This is a genomic window from Bartonella sp. AP36NXGY (assembly GCF_042195865.1).
Lineage (GTDB): Bacteria > Pseudomonadota > Alphaproteobacteria > Rhizobiales > Rhizobiaceae > Bartonella.
Genome location: NZ_JBHIPD010000004.1, coordinates 20,954 through 41,804, shown reverse-complemented (window position 1 = coordinate 41,804; position 20,851 = coordinate 20,954). Strand labels below are relative to the sequence as shown.

Genomic DNA, 20,851 nt, shown 5'->3' with positions numbered 1-20,851 from the left:
TTACACAAATCTCAATCTATTTGCTTAAAAGTTTTTTGCATGATAATTGCATCACCACGACCATTTTTTGACGCGTAGTAGGCAAGACGTTCAGAAATTTTTTGAAATTCAAAGCGTTGATAAAGGTTCAAAGCAGAAAGATTTGTGGCTTCTACTTCCAAGAATAATTTTATAGCGCCCTTGTCGTGAAGATGGTGAACTGTACGATCGATAAGAAAGGTACCAATTCCTTTTTGACGATAATGAGGATGAACAGCAATTGTGATGATTTCTGCTTCATCAAGGATGAGACGGCATAGGCAAAAGCCTAAAATTTGATCAGAGTGATCAATGAGAAAAGCTTTGTATCCGAAGATAGAGTGATCTGTTAAGAAATTATCAAAAGCTTGTTTTTCCCAAGAAGGGGTAAAACAATGCTGATGAATTTGATGAAGAGAAGCACTATCATTAACTTGTAGCGGAGCAATTCCAAAATTCTTTTTTGTCAATGAAAATTTGGGCATTATTTTTTTTGTGGTAAAGCAAAATTGGTTTGTTGTTTTGCATCAGCGCTGCGTAGATAGAGTGGGCGAGGTGAATTTTTTGATTGTTTGTTTGCAGCAAGATAAGCATAGTTTACAATATCGGCCGCTTCGCAGGGGATTTTTTCTAGGACAATTTTTTCGTATATTTTATGGTTTTTAATATGCTCCACAACGATATCAGCAGCTGGGCCAGTCAGTCGGGTTTTTTTGGGCAAATCTTCGAGGATATTTTCAATTGTTTTTAATCCCGGCTCTCCCAAAGGTGTGAGATCATTATGAAAATTTTGATGGTAGAACATCCCTCTCCCTGCTTCAATGACAACAGTAATTGCCGATGCTGTACTTTTATTGTTTATGACTTGTGCTGCTAACGCTTCAAGAGCACTCACTCCAACAGCAGGTATTTCAAGTGCTAATGCCAAAGCGCGCGCTGTTGCAACACCGACACGTACACCAGTAAATGATCCAGGTCCAATATTGACAGCAATACGCTCAACTTGATCAAGCGTCATATTGGCTTGTTTCATTATTTGTGTAATCTGCCCAATAATTTTTTCGGCATGTCCTTTGTTTATGCGTTCATTGATACGCGCAATAACAGATTTATGACGAATAAGCGCAACAGCACAATAAATTGAAGCGGTATCTATAGCAAGGATAAGCATAAAAATATTTTAGTTGAATAAAACGATAAATAAAAGTCCTGCTGTATTTTTAATCTTTTCATTATCGTATATTTCATTTGTAAGAAAGTTACTAGTGACAATAAGCAACAATATCTTTTTATGGGATAGAACGAGATGTTGATTTAATCCTTATTTTTATCACTTTTTGAATGAGTACCTTGAGTATTGTAAGATTCTCTTATTTTAAGTCTACTTATGGTGAAACAATTAAAGTTATTAGCTTGTATATTACAAGCGGAGTTAGCGTATGAATCAAAACTGTTGAAGAAAAGAATAAAAACTCCTTCACGAATCGTTTAAATGGAAGGGTTGTCACAACTTGTAAGCTATCAAATAGTACTTTGATGCCACTTGTATTACATAGTAAGTAAAAGTAATTTAAAAGAGGAAAAGTTATGACCCCACATTTTTTCCAAATAAGAACATATTCTATCCGTCTTTATATAAAAAACTCAGCGTAATGAGAGCAGATGAAAGAAATGGCATTGTTTTGCATGAGTTACGTATTTTGATACTACCCTGTTGCAAATCATTATGGACTGAAAAGCACATTTGACAGTTTTCACTTAAATATCAGCTCTTTCAATTTTTTGTATAGAATAATGAGCAGTATTTTAGAACTTTTTCTGGTTTATGAAAGAACTGATTTTAATAATAATGAGGACTTTGGGTTGATTGTATACTACGTTGAAAAAATAATAATCAATGCACATTTAAAATGTTATATGATTTAAATCATTCAATTGTATCATGATAAGGCTACAAATACCGAGAATAATTATGGAGCAGGTTGAAGCCAAAATGACGCGCCATCCTGCTTTTTTTAGTGATCGGATATCAACACCTAATCCTAGTGCAGCCATTGAGATAACAGTAAACAACTGGGCAATAAATTTGATGGGATTGATAGCCTTTTCAGGGATAAGACCACTTGAGCGAACAAGCATCATGATAATAAAGCCAATGATAAACCATGGGACGAGGGTATGTAAACGCAAGCGTGTTTGTGCTGATCGGCGATAAATGATTGATAGAGTAAAAATAACAGGGCCTAACATGAGAACCCGTACTAATTTGACAATTGTTGCAATTTGAACACTCAGAAAAGAGATAGGTGCTGTTGCTGCTAAAACCTGTGGTACAGCATACACAACCATGCCAGCAAGCACACCATATTGGCTAAATGACAAATTCAGAGATGGATGTAAAAAGGGTAAAAATAAAATAATAAGAATTCCTAAAAGAGCAGTGAAGGCAATTGACGCGGCTACATCGTCATGTTTTGCTTTTATGACAGGTGCAACGGCAACAATAGCTGAATTGCCACAAATAGCATTCCCACAAGCGACCAGCATTGCTAAATGTGTAGAAAGCCCGAAAAGTCGGCCGATGGCAAAGCTCAGGATAATCGTTACGAATATCACGAATATGATACTAGCAAGCAAATTCCAACCAGCTGAAAGGACTGCGTTAATGCTAATGCTTGCTCCTAGAAGAACGATAGCAATTTCGAGAAGTGTTTTTGCAGAAAAGGTGATACCTTTTTGAAAATATGTTGGCAAAGGAAAACAACTACGGATAATCGATCCTAAAAGAATTGCCAAAACAAGGCTTTCAAGCCATGCTTGTCCAAAAAGCTGTTTTTCTACAACTTCTAAGCCATAAGCTAAGGCTGATATGAGTAAACATGTTAGAATACCAGGACCAAAGTCGTTTAAAAGTGAGAGATGTTTTTTGATCATTTTAATATTTCCCCATAAAAAGAAATGATAGTAAATAAAGCGAGATAACAGGTAAGAGAAAGAAATTTTTAAAGATTTGTTCTTGCTTGTACAGCTGCTGCTAAAGTTCCATCATCAAGATAATCAAGCTCGCCTCCTACAGGAACACCATGAGCAAGTCGCGTAATTTTAACTGGAAAATTAGAAAGCTGATCAGTGATATAGTGAGCAGTTGTTTGACCTTCGACAGTCGCATTGACAGCAAGAATAATCTCCGTAATAATAGGGTTTTGTACAACACGTTGTATTAAGGTGGCAATGTTGAGTTCGTCAGGACCTATTCCATCTAAGGGGGAGAGTCGCCCACCCAACACATGGTAACGTGCGGCTAAAGTTTTTGCGCGTTCAAGAGCCCACAGATCAGCAATATCCTCAACAACGATGATTGTTGTATCATCGCGGCGCAAATCTGTACAAATTGAACAAGGATCAATGGTATCGACATTTCCACAAACAGAACAAATGCCGACTTTTTCTATAGCTGCTTGTATAGCTGCTCCTAAAGGCTCCAGCAATGTCTCTTTTTTTTTGATAAGATGAAGTGCAGCACGACGCGCTGAACGTGGACCAAGACCTGGTAACCGTGATAAAATCTGAATGAGACGTTCAATCTCAGGTCCTGCAATGTATTTAGACATATTTTTGTCCCACGGAAAAAATCCGTTTCATTAAAATGGAAGCTTGAAACCTGATGGGAGTGGTAGCCCTGCCGTCATACTTTTGGTTTTTTCTTCTATTGCCATTTCGATTTTTGTTCTTGCTTCATTATAAGCTGCCATAATGAGATCTTCAAGAATTTCAGCTTCCTCAGGTTTGAGTAATGAAGGATCAATTTGAATTGCTGTTATAATATTTTTGCCATTTAAAGTGATATTGACGAGACCACCCCCTGCAGTGCCCACAGCTTGCAGATTAGCTATTTCTTCTTGAATCTTCTGCATTTTTTCTTGCATTTCTTTGGCTTTTTTCATCATGCTCATCATTTCACGCATAGGAATAGGTATCCTTATTCATCATTGATATCATTTTTATTTTTAAAAATATCAGCATTTTTAAAGGTATTGGGGAGTAAATCAAGATCATTTTCTTCTTTATTGAGTCGAATATCGACAATTTTTGCTTCTGGGAAATGATTGAGGATTTTCGCGATATCAGGATCTGTTTCTGCATTGGAAAAAAGAGTCTTTTGAATCGCTATACTTTCCTCCTGTAAGGTTGGGCCACCTCCTTCATTAACAAAAGTTATTGTCCAGCGTTTTTCTGTCCATTGAGATATCTTTTTTTCTATATCATGAGCAAGAAATTGTGGGGTATTTTCAGAAAGTCTTAAGGTAATATGCCCAGCTTCAAAAGAAACAGGATGAACAAATTCTTTAACAAGGAGTTTGAAAGGAACGTCATTATGCTGTTCGGCTAATTGAACAATATCGTGCAAAGAATTAATCACGAGAGTTTTAGGTTCAGTAATCTTTTCTGTTTTTTGCATGACAGAATGCGATAAATTTGCAATCTTTTCAGAAAGATCAGTAGATTGAGAAGTTTCTAGAATTTCTGTTGCTTCTTGGGCGCTGATTTTGTCATGGTTTTGATTTTTAACTAAATTTTCTGGTTGTAAGGAATGATCTAATTGGTTTTTCAAAGATGTTTTTAAATCTGATTGATCGGCTAATGTATTTGAAATGCTCGAGGAAGCATGGGCTCCGACCATTGTTTCTTTTGTTATATTATTTGCATTTGTAGATTCTTGATGAGAAGAGTTTTTAATCAGTGTGAGAGGCGTTTTTTCTTGCGTAAGCTTTTTTAAAGCCTCATCAAGAGTTGGTAAGTCAGCCGTGTGAGCAAGACGAATTAAAAGCATTTCAGCGGCTTGAAGAGGACGTGCAGTTTGATTAACTTCCTGTAAACCTTTGAGTAACATTTGCCAGTTTCGGGATAAAATAGGAACGGAAAGTTTTTTTGAAAAGTCTAAACTTCTTAAACGTTGTTCTTCAGTCAGAGAGAAATCTTCCACTATTTCTGGTGTAAAACGTAAACGTGTGACCAGATGATTAAAATCGGCTAGTTCTGTCAATATAGTAAGAGGATCAGCACCTGCTTCATATTGACTGCGTAATTCATGTAACGCATTGACAACATCGCCCTTCATGATAAATTCAAAAAGATCAATAATACGTGCTTGATCCGCTAATCCTAACATTGTACGCACCGCAATAGCATTAACATTGCCATTGCTATGGGCGATTGCTTGATCAAAAATGGATAATGCATCACGTGCAGATCCTTCTGCAGCACGGGCAATCATAGAGAGTGCTTGATCTTCTACTTCTACCTTTTCATATTTCGCAATTTGACGCAAATGTGCACTCAAAGCTTTTGAGTCAATACGTCGTAAATCAAAACGTTGGCAACGCGAAAGAATTGTAATAGGAACTTTGCGAATTTCTGTTGTGGCAAAAATAAATTTCACATGGGAAGGTGGTTCTTCAAGAGTTTTCAATAAACCATTAAAGGCTTGTGTTGAGAGCATATGTACTTCATCGATAATATAAACCTTATAGCGTGCAGAAACAGGACGATAGCGTATTTGTTCAATAATTTCACGAATATCATCAATGCCCGTATGAGAAGCGGCATCCATTTCTATAACATCAATATGGCGTCCTTCGATAATTTGTGTGCAATGTTCACCAAGAGAGTCCAATACAGTTGTTGGTTGATCAATATCTTTTGTTTTATAATTAAGCGCACGTGCCAAAATACGTGCTGTTGTGGTTTTACCTACGCCACGAATCCCTGTTAACATCCACGCTTGTGCAATACGACCTTTTTCAAAGGCGTTGGTGAGAGTACGCACCATAGCTTCCTGACCAATGAGGTCAGAGAAGTTTTGGGGTCGATATTTACGAGCAAGAACACGATAGGCTGTTTCTACCGGTAAATTTTCCATGAGTATTTCCAACTTCGAAGTTCTTTATGCGTACATTTTGATAATACAAAAGCATAGATCAATACTGTAGTCTCATATAAAAGGATTTTTTCTTAATCAAATTATTTATGGGACAATTTGTTTAAAAATAACAAAACCCCTTTATTTGCTGCATACAAATGCTGCTCTGAAGATTAAAAATACCTCGCTAAAAGACAGCATAAAAAATAATTTCTTCAGCAAAATAGGAGGTTGGAACGATGACCCGTACCAGAACTCGTTGGGGCTGCTTCTTTCCAGACCTGACCCAGTTGGCGAGTAGTCCGTCCACCACCAACCTCCCAAGCTCATATTGTCGATTTGGAATGAAAAATCAAGATCAGAAACGAAAAATATCCTAAGAACGACGAAGAATTTTCCTTTGCGTTTAATTTATTGACATATAAACAACAAAGAGATTGTGGATTTACCAGTTTTTATAGCAGTAGCTCTTCATATTTATTTGGTATGAAAATATTTTTTCGCTTAAGATAGTCTGAATGTATAATTATTCTCATTCGCTGAAACATGTAAGAGTTTTAGGATAGATACATCTGTTCTAAAACTACGAAATTGAATCATCAAAAATTTACAACAGTCAAAGAAGCAAATAAAGCAGATAGATCATGTAATTGGCTAACATTTGAAAGTTAGGGGGAAGAGTGCTATTTAAATAATTATAAAATATTGCTTTAATGGTGTTGCTCCTCTATACAAAACAGAACATCCCAAACAGAATACATTTAATGTTATACATTCACAGGCTTTTTAAAGAGCGATTGCTCAATACTCTTAACTATATTTCAAACTCCACTCATAAATAGTATACATACTCTCCTTGAGATATAAGTCCATTGTGCACTATCTTTTTTATGCTTAATAAAAGTATAAATTTTAGCCCTCATACTACTTAACAACTCCCAATGTTGCGATCCCTTGCACTTGAGAGGCTTTATAAGAAGCATTTTTATTCCTTTTTTAATCGTTTTTACTCACACACCACTCCCATTTGTAACTTTCAAGGAAATGATTTTAATTGATTCAATATGAGATTTAAGATGGGAGGATCTTACTTTATTTGTGGTTGTAATTCAGTATAAAAAATCGAACTCTTATAATGATAAGTCAATATATTAAATATCTTATAAGAGAACCACCTCATTTCTATAGTGAATGAGAATATCAAATATGTAATATTTTTTCTTTTAACGTATATAAATACTGAGTAGATGTTATCGCTCTTTTTTTGCGTGCTTGTTCTTTTAATTAAAAAACATTGATGTTTATCACAAGATGGATCAATATATGAATTTTTATTATTTGAGAAAAGGTTTCATATATTTTTAAGAGACTGTACTCATGCAAGAGAAGATGCAACATTAAACGCTATAGAAATAAGGGGGTACTGATTTTATAAGCATAAAAATGGTTCTTATTCGATATAAGCGACATTTTATAGTTTCAAATAATTATATCCTTTAATAAGGAGGGAAAAGCGAGATGAATTTTTACAAAAGCTGAATGAGTATGATTTAAAATGCAGCGAGGAATGCATCTGTAGAGCAAATTTTACTTTTCTGTTTATCTAAGTGATTTGGGTACGATGTGCTTTATAGTACTTAAAATAAAGCAGTTGCGAAGATAGAAGTTATATTCTTATTAAAAAAATAGCTCTGATAGTAGAAAATACAGAACAATTTAATTTTAGTCATTTAGTTTTCGCAAAAGTTCTTTAATATCTAACCTTATAAGCAGCTTAAGGTTTGCCATATTAGGATAAAAATAAGCTTTTCAGCGATTAGTTTTAATGGCTCATTATGCCCTATTTTGAAAAAAATACCTAAAAAAAGAATAACTCTACTCAAATTTAGATGTTATAGAAATATTGTTAATCATAATCTCCTGTGTCACAATTTGTTCCAACAACTTTTTTCTTCGTAATATTTTTAAAAATATAATGTCCTGACGAAGGAAAACTTATATGAAGAGATTTTATATTTTTTAGGATAAAGATCTTCTTTTCTTTATCATGGGTTATTTTCTTTTCATCATCAACAGCAATTCTCAATTTGTTTAAATCAGAAGGGGTAGAGTATGATAAAGTAAAGGATACTTTCTTCGGTTCAAAGATACTACAAGAGTATTCAGCTCCTTGATGGATTGTATCGGATGGGATGATCACAACACTTTCATCCAGCCCAAAATTCCATTTTCTCTCACCAAAGCCAGCAAACGCACCACTAGAGTAGGCGAGAATATTTGTGGCTAATAATCCTTGCATGAAGATTTTTTTCATTATCCTCTCCTTTTTCTAAAGTGAGGTGAATCATAAATCAATTTTTATAAAGATAAAAGCTCAAACTTAACGCTAAAATCAGGGCTAAGTTGCATTTTCTAGTTTTAAACCATGTTTAGAATGACATTAATCTAAGAGATTTGAATGCTCTATTATGTATAATAATTTGAATTGTTTTGAGAGCTAATTTAGAAGTTCGTTATCTTTATTGGAATATTGTCAGAGGAAATGACTTTTCTCAAGAAGCTCTCTTTGAATATATAAAAGGAAATAGATGGTACAAGCGTTTTTATTTTTGGTTACTGTGTTTTTTTACACTGTTTTTTATACAAGTTGAAGTGCTTTTTATCATGATATAATTTGTGAGAAAATATTATGCAAATAATTTATATATTCTGTTACGAGCTGTTTTTTCTTCTTCAGTTTTTATGAAGGGTGTTGAGTAGAAAAAAACGAGCTCTTTCAGGATACGTTGCATTATGAAATTTTTACGATGCTTTTTGATATCAACAAAAAATGATAGCAGCTTAATTGCTTTTATATATACGATGTTCGATCGTTTTGTGCTGGATAAGTACCGATAATACGCAGTTCTGCAGAAAAGAAAGATAATTCTTCTAAGGCAAGTTTCATCATCGGGTCTTCAGGATGTCCTTCAATATCAACAAAGAACTGTGTTGCATTGAAATTTCCACCAATTTGATAGCTTTCTAATTTTGTCATATTGATACCATTCGTTGCAAATCCTCCCATAGCTTTATAGAGAGCAGCGGGGACATTGCGCACTCGAAAAAGAAGACTGGTGATGATTTTTTCGCCATTTTGAGGTTTGGGGACATGTCGTTTGGAGCGTGAAAGGATGACAAAACGGGTAATATTATGAGGGTTATCTTCAACATCTCTTTCAAGAATATCAAGTCCATAGAGTTCTGCTGCGATTAAAGGTGCTAAGGCAGCCTGTGAACGTTTAGCATTTTTTTTAATAAATTTTGCAGCTCCAGCGGTGTCAGCAGAAACAACAGGTTTCCAACCGTTGTTTCGTATGATTTTTCGGCATTGTGCAAGGGCATGCGTATGGCTGTGGACGGTTTTAATTTCGTCATGTGTAACGCCGGGCAAAACCATGAGTTGAAAATGGATAGGTAAAAAATATTCATCAATAATATAAAGAGATGACTGTGGTAAAAGATGATGAATGTCTGCAACGCGTCCCGCAAGGGTATTTTCAATAGGGATCATAGCAAGATCAGCTTTCCCGCTTTCCACTAAATTAAGGGCGTCTTCGAAAGTAGCAGAGGGAACAGCATCCATATTGGGGAACATATTGGAGCAAGCAATATGGGAATTAGCGCCGTATTCTCCTTGGAAAGAAATTTTATTGGTTTTTTTAAGTATTTTCATGCTAAAATCTCACAAACTCTATCGAGATCATGTTGTGTGTCTACACCTAAGGGAATTGTATCGACTATTTCCACATCGATACGCATATTGTTTTCTAATGCACGTAATTGTTCAAGTTTTTCACGTTTCTCAAGTGGTGAGGGTTTGAATGATACAAATTTCTCAAGTGCTTCGCGCCTATAGGCGTATATTCCAATATGGTGATAAAGAGGACCCTCTCCATAAGGTGCTTTGGCGCGCGTAAAATAAAGAGCACGAAGGCGATTTTGAGAAAGCGGTGTACCAATGATTTTGACAACATTGGGATCTCTTGTTTCATTTTCTTCAATGATTTTGGCACCCAAGGTTGCAATATCAGTAAAGCTATTTTCTAAAGGGCGTAGCGCACGAATGATTTCACGAGGCATGATTGTTGGTAAGTCACCTTGTATATTTAAAATGGCGTTGTAGCGTTGTTCAGGATCAATGCGCACTAAAGCTTCATAAATACGATCAGATCCAGACTTATGATCACCTCGTGTTATGATATATTCATGCCCATAATCTGCAACAGCTTTAGCGATATCATTATGATCTGTTGCAACGATTGTACGTCCTATTCCAGCTTTTTTGGCTTGTTCTACGACATGAACAATCATCGGTTTTCCGCCAATTTCAGCGAGAGCTTTTTGAGGAAGACGGGTTGAGCCCATACGGGCAGGAATAAGAATAATTGGTTCAAGAGCCATTGTAAGATTCCCAATGTCATCTGTGATGCATTTATGATGTTGTGTGTTATAAAGAAAAAGCTTAAACTAAAAATGGTAATAAAACCGTGAACATTTGAGTTTTTATGAATCGCTCGAGATTTATTTATTTTATTTGTGCTTGTTTATGTGTGCTGGTCGCTGTTGTGGGGATTTCCACACTCAGCAATATAATTTACGATCATCCTACATCAGTCCAATATCATCATACAGTTGCCAAGAATGATATATTTCAAGAAAAACAAAAAGCACCTGATGTTTCCCTATCACTAAATAGCCGCCTTCAACAAGGCAATTTTGAAAATGGCCGTAAAGTTTTTCGCCAATGTGCCATATGCCACACATCTGGACGCAATGAAGCAGGGCGTGTTGGTCCAGTTCTCTGGGAGATTGTTAACCGCCCTTTGGCATCAGCAGCAGGTTTTGCTTATTCACGGGCATTACGTGCTCATTCTGATCAAAAATGGGATTTTGTAACGTTAGATCGTTATTTACATTCTCCACGTGAAGCTTTTCCTGGGACCATTATGTCTTTTCGTGGAATTAAAAATGACCAAGATCGTGCCGATCTTTTGCTTTATTTACGCAGTTTATCCGATCATCCTGTTCCTTTACCAATGGATAATAATAAAGCGAATGAGCCAAATTAACTTATACCATAGATGTTAATTTTAGAAAGAAGTCTGATTTTTTTTGTAATTTTAGTTTCACAGTTTTATAAAAAGAGCTCTTATTGATGTTTTGTTAGGGGGGAACGCCCCTCACGCAAAACAGAACATATTTAACATTGCATATTTACTCGCTTATTTTAAAGAGATCTTTTATAAAAATGCACTCTTTACGCTGTCGTCTGTGGATTGGTTTTCAAGATTTGTGTGCTTCACTTTTTCTACATATACTTGTCTGTGAAATTATTGCTGAAGGATTATCAATTCATGAGCCGCAGCTTTCTGCTTCTGAATGCAATAATTATGTAATTAAAGCTCTCCATGAGGTTTATCTCAATCCTTCTATACACATCAATCCCTATGTACTTTTACATCAAGTCCCATGTATTTTTCTTATGAACAGAGACAATTGATTGTTCTTATACGTGCAATAATCCTAAGCTGCATTTTATGATGCTCGATGAATAGACGTTTTCTCTTGAGGTTAGAGATGTACGGACAGATCATTGACCTTTTATAGTATCGATCACTAAAATATGACTTAAATTATTTATTTATAGGTTATGGTTTGAAGTAAGCACTTTCATGTGAAACAATTTTTATGTGTGAATAGTAAAATAGTTGAATAGAGTTCTGCTGATTGTATTTTTATCTACGTCGAAAATTTTTTACACAAGAATACTGATAGCAGCTGCGTTCCCACGAGTCTCTGTCCATTTATAGACGATGACATGAAATTATGCTGATAATCCATTATAGAGAATTATTTTTTCACAAAAGGTTTGCCATATTTGTGATAAATTTAATAGGTTTCATTGGTTACAATGTTTCGATGACTTGCGATAAAATTAATTAGTATTTCAATACATATTGCGAGAGTGCTAAAAATTAGTGGAAGAGAGGACATAATCATGATTCTCCAAGCTTCTTAATAACTATGGTATTTTCTTTATAATTTGAGCGTTTATAAGTAATAATATTAAATTGCGCTAATAATCCATTATAGAGAAGAATCTTTCCTACTAATGGCTCTCCGATGTTTGTGATCATTTTAATAACTTCCATTGCTTGTAGGGTCCCAATAACGCCAGGTAAAACACCGATGATTCCAGTTTCAGCGCATGTTGGGATAGTCCCGTGAGCTGGAGGGGTGGGAAATAAATCGCGATAGTGAGGATTATTGTCTTTATACGGCATAAGGACCGTTAATGAGCCATTAAAACGTTCTACAGCACCGCTTATTAGAGGTTTTTTGCATTGGGCAGCGTGATCAGCGAGAAGATAGCGTGTGGTAAAATTATCACTTCCATCAACAATGATGTGGTAAGCATTGAGCAGTTTATCCACATTACTTTTATCTAAGCGTAGGGTGTGTTTTTTAACTACAACATGGGGATTTATTGCTTTTATAGTGGTTTCAGCACTGTCTGTTTTGCTTTTGTTGATTGCATTTGTTTTATGAATAACTTGGCGTTGTAAATTGGAAAGTGAAACGATGTCGTTATCGACAATTCCAAGGGTTCCAACACCTGCGGCAGCCAAATAGGTTAAGACAGGAGCACCAAGACCACCCGCGCCTACAACAAGAACACGTGCTGTTTTTAGCTTTTGTTGCCCTGCACCACCAATCTCAGGCAAAATGATGTGGCGTGCATAGCGTTCGATTTCTTTGTTGTTTAATTTTATATCTGTTTCTTGTGTCATAAATTTTCTCTTGTCATAGTTCTTTTATTGTTTACTAAGTTTATGATGCATAGACCAGTCTGCTTTTAGGATAGAGAGGATTTATTTATGAAAATTGCCATTCAGATGGATCATATTTCAACAGTTCGGATTCAAGGAGATACGACATTTGCACTCGCTTTAGCAGCCCAAGAACGTGGACACTCTCTCTTCCATTATACACCAGATCGTTTATCTCTATACGATGGTTGTGTGATTGCACGACTAGAGCCATTGATTGTACATGATAAAGAGGGAAGCCACTATCGATTAGAAAAGCCTGTTCGTACGGAATTAACAGATATGGATGTGGTTCTTTTACGCCAAGATCCACCTTTTAATCTCAATTATATCACAACAACTCATTTGTTAGAGCGTATTCATCCTAAAACACTCGTTGTGAATGATCCTGCATGGGTACGCAACAGTCCAGAAAAAATTTTTGTTACTGAATTTTCTGATCTGATGCCAGAAACATTAATTACCAAAGATATTGAAGAAATAACAGCTTTTAGAGAGACATTTGGCGATATTATTGTTAAACCACTTTATGGGAATGGGGGCGCTGGTATTTTTTATTTAAGACAAGATGATCGCAATTTAGCATCATTGTTAGAAATGTTTGCAGAAATTTATCACGAACCTTTTATTGTTCAGCGCTATTTAGAGGCAGTACGAAAAGGAGATAAAAGGATTATTTTGCTTGATGGTACACCTGTTGGAGCTATTAATCGAATTCCGACAGAAACAGATGTGCGCTCTAATATGCATGTTGGAGGTCGCGCGGAAAATGTGGAGTTAACAAAACGTGATTATGAAATTTGTGAACGCATTGGTCCAGCCTTAAAGGAACGCGGTCTTCTTTTTGTGGGGATTGATGTGATCGGAGATTATATAACAGAAATTAATGTGACGTCTCCTACGGGAATTCGTGAAATTAAACGCTTCTGCGGTACGGATGTTGCTCATTTGTTTTGGGATGTTATTGAGTTCAAGCGTTCAAATGAATTTATTTGACAGAGGACAAAAACATGGTTTTAAAAAAATGATCCATGTTGTTTTTTATATTTGTTATGTTGCAAATGTGAACTAGAATGACCGTATAGTATAAATTAAGAGGCTTTGTTTTCAATTTTTAGGGAGTTTATAGATGAACAAAGTATTATCAATTGGAGTGGGATTGATTTTTGCGCTACTGCTGTCAGCAAATGGAGGCAATGCGCGCGATCAAATACAGATTACTGGTTCATCTACAGTTTTACCTTATCAAAAGATTGTTGCTGAAACATTTGGAGAAATTTATCCCCATTTTAAGGTTCCTGTTATCGAATCGGGAGGAACAGGAGCTGGTATTAAGGAATTCTGCCGTGGTATTGGGGAGAACACTGTTGATATTGTTAATGCTTCGCGAGCAATGAAACCGAGTGAATTACAGTCTTGTTTTGATGCTGGTGTAAAAGATGTTGAGGAAATACGTATTGGGTATGATGGCATTGTTTTTGCAACTGATATTAAGGGACCTGATTGGAAATTACAGCCAGTAGATGTTTATAAAGCCCTTGCTGCTCGAATTATTATAGACGGAAAGTTGCAACCGAATAATGTTTTGAAATGGAGTGCAGTCAATAGAGCTCTTCCTGATTGGACGATAGCAGCGTATATTCCTGGGGAGAAGCATGGGACACGTGAAGTTTTTGAGGAAAAATTACTTACTAAGGGGTGTAAAGAGAGTGGGGCAGTTGAAGTGATGAAGTCTTTAGGAATGGATGATAAGGAGATACACACTGCTTGTATTGCGGTACGTAAGGATGGAAAAGCGGTTGATATTGATGGTGATTATTCTGAAACATTTGCGCGTCTAACTTCTAATAAAACAGGGGTTGGTATTTTTGGTTTGTCTTTTTATCAAAATAATGCTGATAAACTAAAGGTTGCCGATATTAACGGTTTTGCGCCAACAGTTGAGACGATTTCTAGTGGACAATATCCGGTTTCTCGTCCGCTTTTTTTCTATATTAAGAAAGCACATTTAGGTATTATTTCAGGTTTGCGAGAGTATGTTGATTTTTTTCTTTCTGATCAAATGATTGGTCCAGAGGGTCCTTTGGCTGAATATGGTTTGATTGTTTCTCCTGAAAAGGAACGTCAAGCACAGCGTTCTGATTTTTCTGCTGGTCGAGTAATGACATTGAAATAATTTGCAGGGAAAATTTGTTGGATTTCTGAGATAGGAAATTTGGGTGCTATTTTTTTATAAAAACTGAAAGATAAAATGCGCATTTCCTTCATTGTTTTGCTATTATTGATTTTTGGATTTTGTGGCTTTTGTATTTCTTATATGCGAGCACGCATTCTTGAATACAGACAACATAAAATGCATTCTCGTGCGTATTATTATGGCTGGTGGACATTTTTGATTACTGTTATTCCAGCTTTTATTTTTTTAATTGTTTGGGATGCTGGGAGTACAATTTATTTAGAATATAATGCCTCTCGAGAGCTGGGGGCGTATAGTGCGCATGTAACAGAGCCTGTAAATCACGATCTACTTTGGGAGACACTTCGAAGTCTCGTCAAAAAGATTCATCGCTTTGAGGGGAATCTTTCTACCGCTTCCTATAAGGAAGTGCAGGCACAATTACTCGCGAAGGGATTGATTTTATCCGATGAAGCATCGGATGATGTGTTCAAAATAGCACAGTCGTGGGTATTCTCTTCTGAAAAGCTTAAGTTTATAGGTTATGTTTTTCTTTTTGCTATTGCGTCCTTTGGTTTTATCTGTGGAATGATGCAAATTGCGCCTCATCAACGTGCCCGTAATAAGGTTGAATCTTTTATTATTATTGGATTGATTTGTGCATCTATTGTTGCAGTCTTGACAACAATAGCCATTGCGCTTTCTATGCTTTTTCAGACAGTAAGCTTTTTTCAGTCTGTATCCTTTTCAAATTTCTTTTTAGGAACAGTTTGGGATCCGCGTTTTTCCGCGAGCGGTTCCAGCGATGAAGTAGGACAATTTGGTCTAATACCGCTTCTTGCTGGTACGCTTTATATTGCATTTGTTGCCATGCTTTTTGCTGTACCTATAGGACTATTTTCAGCTCTTTATATGGCGGAGTATGCTTCTGCGCGATTGCGAGCAATTGTGAAGCCATTGTTAGAAGTTCTTGCTGGCATTCCAACGATTGTTTATGGCTTTTTTGCTTTGAAGGTTGTGGGACCATTTTTACGAGATCTCTCTGCTTCTCTCTCAGACGGGGTTAGTTTTATTATGGCACAAAGTGTTTTGACTGCTGGAGTTGTGATGGGAATTATGTTGATACCTTTTGTTTCCTCTTTATCGGATGATGTTATTACGGCTGTTCCACGCATTTTACGTGAAGGTTCTTATGGTTTAGGCGCAACGCAATCTGAAACAATTAAAAAAGTTGTTATACCAGCAGCGCTTCCAGGGATTATGGGGGCTATTTTGTTGACGGCATCGCGTGCAATTGGAGAAACAATGATTGTGGTTTTGGCGGCAGGTGTTGCAGCAAATTTAACACTCAATCCTTTCGAAGCAATGACTACGATGACTGTTAAGATTGTTAATCAATTGACCGGTGATTTTGAGTTTAATTCTCCACAAACTCTGGTGGCTTTTGCCTTAGGGATGACGCTCTTTGTTATGACACTTTTGATGAATATTCTAGCTCTTTATATTGTGCGTAAATATCGGGAACAATATGAATGAATGAAGATTTTTTTCCTCGTCGCAATATTAGTCTCAAGCGTCGGTATTGGGCTGAACGTCGTTTTCGTGCCTATGGTTTGATTGCCATTTTTATTGGTTTATTTTTTTTATTTACGCTTTTATGGTCTATCATTAGTCAGGGTTATACAGCTTTTTTTCAAAGTGAAATGACATTATCGATTTATTTGGATGAAAAGATCATTGATCCAAGTGGTCAACGTAAAACAAAACCACAAGTGCTCATGACGGCGAATTATCCACTTCTTGTACGCAATGCTTTAGCGAAGAAACTTAATATCAATCAAAATGATCGAGCCTCTCTTTTGGACGTTAACCGTATGTTTTCAAATGGTGTCCGTGTTCAACTGCGTGAAATGGTGACAAAAAATCCAAAACTGATTGGCACAATGCAAAAAGTTAAAGTTTTGGCATCTGCGGATATTGATTCTGCTTATAAGGGACAGATTGATCTGCGTGTAGCAGAAAAAAACCGTAAAGTTTCTAATCGACAAATAGAATGGATAAAGCGTTTAGCGCATGATGGTACGCTTTATAAAACATTTAATATTGGTTTTTTTACATTTGGCGCTTCAAGTCGTCCTGAGACTGCGGGATTAGGTGTTGCGATCATTGGTTCTCTTTATATGATAGGCATCGTTTTATTAGTTTCCCTTCCGATAGGCATAGCAACGGCTCTTTATTTAGAAGAATATGCACGCAAAAATAAATTTACAGATTTTATAGAGGTTAATATCAATAATCTTGCAGCTGTTCCTTCAATTGTGTTTGGTCTTTTAGGACTCTCTTTTTTTGTTAATTTTTTAGGATTACCACGTTCAGCCTCTTTTGTTGGTGGTCTTGTTTTAGCGCTCATGACTCTTCCCACGATCATTATTGCAACACGTTCTGCTCTGCGTGCTGTTCCTCTCTCTATTCGTTCTGCAGCTTTGGGGTTGGGAGCATCAAAAACACAAATGATTTTTCATCATGTTGTTCCTTTAGCTGCGCCTGGCATTTTAACAGGCACAATTATTGGAGTCGCTCAGGCTTTGGGTGAAACAGCTCCTTTGCTTTTGATTGGAATGGTTGCTTTTGTTGTTAATATTCCTACGACCCCCATGGATCCAGCAACGGCTTTGCCTGTTCAAATTTTTATGTGGGCGGGTGAAGCAGAGCGTGCTTTTGTTGAAAAGACATCAGGTGCTATTATTGTATTGATGATTTTTCTTGCGATCATGAATATTTCTGCGGTTTTTTTACGTCGACGATTTGAACGCCGCCAGTAATTTTAATAAAACAACAGCTTTGATAAGATTTTTGTAAGGTGAATTTTTGTAATGAAGATTAAAATGCGCGGTCAGGATGTGAAGGTTTCTTACGGAGATAAAGAAGCACTCCACGGTATTACACTTGATATTCCTGAACATCAAGTAACTGCTTTGATTGGTCCATCAGGATGCGGAAAGTCAACTTTTTTGCGTTGTTTTAACCGTATGAATGATACAATTGAAGGCGCTAAAACAACTGGTCTTATTACCTTAGATGGGGAGAATATTTATGACACACGGATTGATGTTGTAGAATTGCGCGCTCGTGTTGGAATGGTTTTTCAAAAGCCCAGCCCTTTTCCAAAATCTATATTTGAGAATGTTGCGTATGGTCCACGCATTCATGGTTTAGTTAAAACACGCTCTGAATTGCATGATGTCGTTGAAAAGAGTTTGAGGCAGGCAGGTTTGTTTGAAGAAGTAAAAGACCGCCTTCATGATCTTGGAACAAGTTTATCAGGGGGACAACAACAGCGTTTGTGTATTGCACGTGCTATTGCGGTTAGTCCTGAAGTTATTTTGATGGATGAGCCCTGTTCAGCTCTTGATCCCATTGCAACAGCACGGATTGAAGAGCTTATCGATGCGTTACGGCAAAATTATACAATTGTTATCGTAACGCATTCCATGCAACAGGCCGCACGTGTTTCTCAATATACGGCTATGTTTCATTTAGGGCATTTGGTAGAAGTTGGTGCGACTGAAATGATCTTTACCTCACCAAAAGAGCAACGGACACAAGATTATATTACGGGGCGTTTTGGATAGGTGAATTGAGGAGTGTAAGATATGTCTATGAAACATACTGTCCGTTCTTATGATGCAGAACTAAAATATTTAAGAGTAAGGATTACAGAAATGGGGAGCCATGCAGAAAGGATGATTGAACGTTCTGTCGCATCGGTTGTGAGTAGTGATCTTCAACTTGCAACGACAGTGATTGCCGATGATGTGTTTTTAGATGAAGCAGAACGTGACATTGATGAAAAAGCGGTTGCTATTATTTGCAAACGCCAACCGATGGCTGTCGATTTGCGTGAAATTATTGGAGCCATTCGTATTTCTTCTGATCTTGAACGGATTGGGGATATGGCAAAAAACATTGCTAAAAGGACTGTTGCACTTTCAGAAATACGTCAATCTGCTTCTGTTTATCATGGGCTTGAAACAATTACAGCTTTAGCACTCAATCAATTAAAAGAAGTCTTAAATGCTTATACGAGTCGCCTATTAGAGCGTGTTGACGCGGTGCGTGAGCGTGATGAGAAGATTGATGCTTTGTATACTTTTCTTTTTCGTGAACTTTTGACGTATATGATGGAAGATATGCGCAATATTACGGTTTGTACGCACTTACTGTTTTGTTTAAAGAATATTGAACGAATTGGTGATCATGTTACTAATATTGCTGAAATGCTGCATTATATCATAACGGGTTACCATATGTCCTCTGATCGTCCTCGTGATGACCTTACTTATAAAGTTGGGGTAGGTGAGAAGAAAATAGATTAAAATTTTTCTTATATGTATAAAATAAGTTTGTAGATATATGAGTATTTTCTTACAGTGCAGCTATAAGAAGAATAAGATAACCATTTTATGGCAAAGCACAAAGAAGCAACAAAGAGTTTTTTCAGAGAAGCATGGCAGATTGTTAACTCTTGGTTTGACATATTTGTATATTGGATGATATCATCACTCGTATTGTGGCAGGAGGGGAGTTTTCTAGGGGAATTTCCTTTCAGATCATTTTGTTAAAATTTTATATTAAAGGGGATATCTGTATTATTTTTTCGTATGTAGAAGAAGTGGATAGTGTTACTTTATTGTAATTGAAACGTGTGGGTTATTATAGCCTATATTGAACCATGAAGAATAACAATATCGATCTGTAAATTAAGAGTTTTTTATTTTTTATTTTGCATAGATACTTTTTGATTACCTCTTGTATTAAAATTTTACTGAGTGGTAACAATTAGCTATGTACTTTATTGAGAGATACATTTAAAGCTCATTTCAAGACTTGAATATCTCAGAGATTATAGGAATGTGTTGCATAAGATGAAAAAAAATCGTTGGAATGTTTTTGTTACCTGTTGTGTAGCGCCGTTAGTTGTTGTGGGATGTGCTTCAAGTCATTTAGATGCTGGAAAAATAAATAATAATAAGACAAAAGCGGTTACATATCCATTGACAGAGCGTCAATGTCTTATGCGAGCGATGTATTTTGAATCAAATCGCACAAGCCGTGAAGGAATGATTGCCGTTGGAACGGTTGTTATGAATCGTGTTAATTCAACCGCCTATCCTAAGACGATTTGTGGTGTTGTTGGTCAATATAGGCAATTTGCTCCTGGTGTTTTAACGCGTCCTATGACGGAGAAAGCATCTGTTGCTCGTGTAAGAGAGGCGGCTGATGCCGTTTTACGGGGTGAACGAGATAAGAAAGTTAAACACGCTAAGTTTTTTCATACCGCTGGTTTGTCTTTTCCGTATAAAAACATGCATTATGTTCAGGTTGCAGGGGGAAATGCTTTTTATGAAAAACGATCACGTGATGGAGAGCTTCAAGTTCCTACAAATAATCGCCCTTATGATGTTGCTTATGCTTTTGCTCAAGAACGTTCTGGTCATGCGCCAAGCTTTATAGATGAAGGCTTAGAGAGTAGGGGCGTAAAGGCAGAGAAAAGTACATCTCCTTCGACAGAAGTAGCACAGTCCAAGATGGCACATCCTGCGCCTTTTGCTATGGTACAGCTTGATAAAGTTCCTATCCCTGCCTATGCACCTCAACATCTAGCTAGGAAAGAGGAAAATAAAACGATTATGGTTTTACCTTCATCTGATCAGTTAAATGCAATTGTTGCAATGTTAGAAAAACGACACAGGAACTAGTAAGTTTTTCATGACCAAAGAAGGATGATATACCCATTGCGGTTTATGAATTAAGTGAATTTTAGCGATAATGATACGCATAAATATACGTAGAGAAAGCGAACTC

Annotated in this window: 18 protein-coding genes and 1 other RNA gene; 8 read left to right on the top strand and 11 right to left on the bottom strand. The window is 36.5% G+C overall.

The window, feature by feature from the left end; genetic code table 11:
- Positions 1-11 precede the first annotated feature (11 nt).
- From rimI to ACFINX_RS02825, 10 genes are all read right to left on the bottom strand, one after another.
- Positions 12-503, bottom strand: a complete 492-nt coding sequence (rimI, locus tag ACFINX_RS02870; RefSeq protein WP_375611805.1) for a ribosomal protein S18-alanine N-acetyltransferase — start codon at positions 501-503, stop codon at positions 12-14.
- On the bottom strand, positions 503-1,189 hold the full coding sequence (gene tsaB / locus ACFINX_RS02865) for a tRNA (adenosine(37)-N6)-threonylcarbamoyltransferase complex dimerization subunit type 1 TsaB (protein ID WP_375668315.1): 687 nt from the start codon (positions 1,187-1,189) through the stop codon (positions 503-505). Before tsaB ends, rimI begins: the two co-directional genes overlap by 1 nt.
- Before the next feature lie 734 nt (positions 1,190-1,923).
- Positions 1,924-2,952 carry a YeiH family protein gene (locus tag ACFINX_RS02860; RefSeq protein ID WP_375668314.1) on the bottom strand — a complete coding sequence of 343 codons (1,029 nt, stop codon included), beginning with the start codon at positions 2,950-2,952 and terminating at the stop codon, positions 1,924-1,926.
- A gap of 68 nt (positions 2,953-3,020) precedes the next feature.
- Positions 3,021-3,629 (bottom strand): recombination mediator RecR, encoded by a 609-nt coding sequence (recR, locus tag ACFINX_RS02855; protein WP_375668313.1) that lies wholly within the window; start codon positions 3,627-3,629, stop codon positions 3,021-3,023.
- Between the two features lie 30 nt (positions 3,630-3,659).
- Positions 3,660-3,983, bottom strand: coding sequence for a YbaB/EbfC family nucleoid-associated protein (locus tag ACFINX_RS02850; protein WP_375668312.1), 324 nt, complete (start codon positions 3,981-3,983; stop codon positions 3,660-3,662).
- A gap of 14 nt (positions 3,984-3,997) precedes the next feature.
- Positions 3,998-5,938, bottom strand: coding sequence for a DNA polymerase III subunit gamma/tau (locus tag ACFINX_RS02845; protein ID WP_375668311.1), 1,941 nt, complete (start codon positions 5,936-5,938; stop codon positions 3,998-4,000).
- 223 nt (positions 5,939-6,161) lie between these two features.
- Positions 6,162-6,259, bottom strand: an RNA gene (ffs, locus tag ACFINX_RS02840) — signal recognition particle sRNA small type.
- A gap of 1,585 nt (positions 6,260-7,844) precedes the next feature.
- Positions 7,845-8,252 carry a hypothetical protein gene (locus ACFINX_RS02835; protein ID WP_375668310.1) on the bottom strand — a complete coding sequence of 136 codons (408 nt, stop codon included), beginning with the start codon at positions 8,250-8,252 and terminating at the stop codon, positions 7,845-7,847.
- A gap of 537 nt (positions 8,253-8,789) precedes the next feature.
- Positions 8,790-9,653, bottom strand: a complete 864-nt coding sequence (locus ACFINX_RS02830; protein ID WP_273790573.1) for a prephenate dehydratase — start codon at positions 9,651-9,653, stop codon at positions 8,790-8,792.
- On the bottom strand, positions 9,650-10,381 hold the full coding sequence (locus ACFINX_RS02825) for a 3-deoxy-manno-octulosonate cytidylyltransferase (RefSeq protein ID WP_375632301.1): 732 nt from the start codon (positions 10,379-10,381) through the stop codon (positions 9,650-9,652). The genes ACFINX_RS02830 and ACFINX_RS02825 overlap by 4 nt, the downstream gene beginning before the upstream one ends.
- Before the next feature lie 104 nt (positions 10,382-10,485).
- Between ACFINX_RS02825 and ACFINX_RS02820 the strand changes: the two genes are divergently transcribed.
- Positions 10,486-11,049, top strand: coding sequence for a c-type cytochrome (locus ACFINX_RS02820; protein ID WP_375668309.1), 564 nt, complete (start codon positions 10,486-10,488; stop codon positions 11,047-11,049).
- Positions 11,050-11,976: 927 nt separating this feature from the next.
- Here the strand turns inward: ACFINX_RS02820 and ACFINX_RS02815 are convergent.
- Positions 11,977-12,771, bottom strand: coding sequence for a molybdopterin-synthase adenylyltransferase MoeB (locus tag ACFINX_RS02815; protein ID WP_375613322.1), 795 nt, complete (start codon positions 12,769-12,771; stop codon positions 11,977-11,979).
- Positions 12,772-12,858: 87 nt separating this feature from the next.
- Between ACFINX_RS02815 and gshB the strand changes: the two genes are divergently transcribed.
- The 7 genes from gshB (at position 12,859) to ACFINX_RS02780 (ending at position 20,745) form a co-directional block, all read left to right on the top strand.
- Entirely contained in the window at positions 12,859-13,806 is a 948-nt protein-coding gene (gene gshB, locus ACFINX_RS02810; protein ID WP_375627632.1) for a glutathione synthase, read from the top strand.
- Between the two features lie 133 nt (positions 13,807-13,939).
- Entirely contained in the window at positions 13,940-14,986 is a 1,047-nt protein-coding gene (locus ACFINX_RS02805; RefSeq protein WP_375668308.1) for a PstS family phosphate ABC transporter substrate-binding protein, read from the top strand.
- A 75-nt stretch (positions 14,987-15,061) separates the two neighbouring features.
- On the top strand, positions 15,062-16,522 hold the full coding sequence (gene pstC, locus ACFINX_RS02800) for a phosphate ABC transporter permease subunit PstC (RefSeq protein WP_375611794.1): 1,461 nt from the start codon (positions 15,062-15,064) through the stop codon (positions 16,520-16,522).
- The gene (gene pstA, locus ACFINX_RS02795) at positions 16,519-17,808 is read left to right on the top strand and encodes a phosphate ABC transporter permease PstA (RefSeq protein WP_375611793.1); all 1,290 of its coding nucleotides are present in this window, start codon (positions 16,519-16,521) and stop codon (positions 17,806-17,808) included. The genes pstC and pstA overlap by 4 nt, the downstream gene beginning before the upstream one ends.
- Positions 17,809-17,859: 51 nt before the next feature.
- Complete coding sequence (gene pstB / locus ACFINX_RS02790; protein ID WP_375611792.1) at positions 17,860-18,618, top strand: phosphate ABC transporter ATP-binding protein PstB; 759 nt, start codon at positions 17,860-17,862, stop codon at positions 18,616-18,618.
- A gap of 21 nt (positions 18,619-18,639) precedes the next feature.
- A complete protein-coding gene (phoU, locus tag ACFINX_RS02785; protein ID WP_375638370.1) occupies positions 18,640-19,362 on the top strand; it encodes a phosphate signaling complex protein PhoU in 723 nt (240 codons plus the stop codon).
- A gap of 549 nt (positions 19,363-19,911) precedes the next feature.
- A complete protein-coding gene (locus tag ACFINX_RS02780) occupies positions 19,912-20,745 on the top strand; it encodes a cell wall hydrolase (protein ID WP_375613326.1) in 834 nt (277 codons plus the stop codon).
- Positions 20,746-20,851 lie beyond the last annotated feature (106 nt).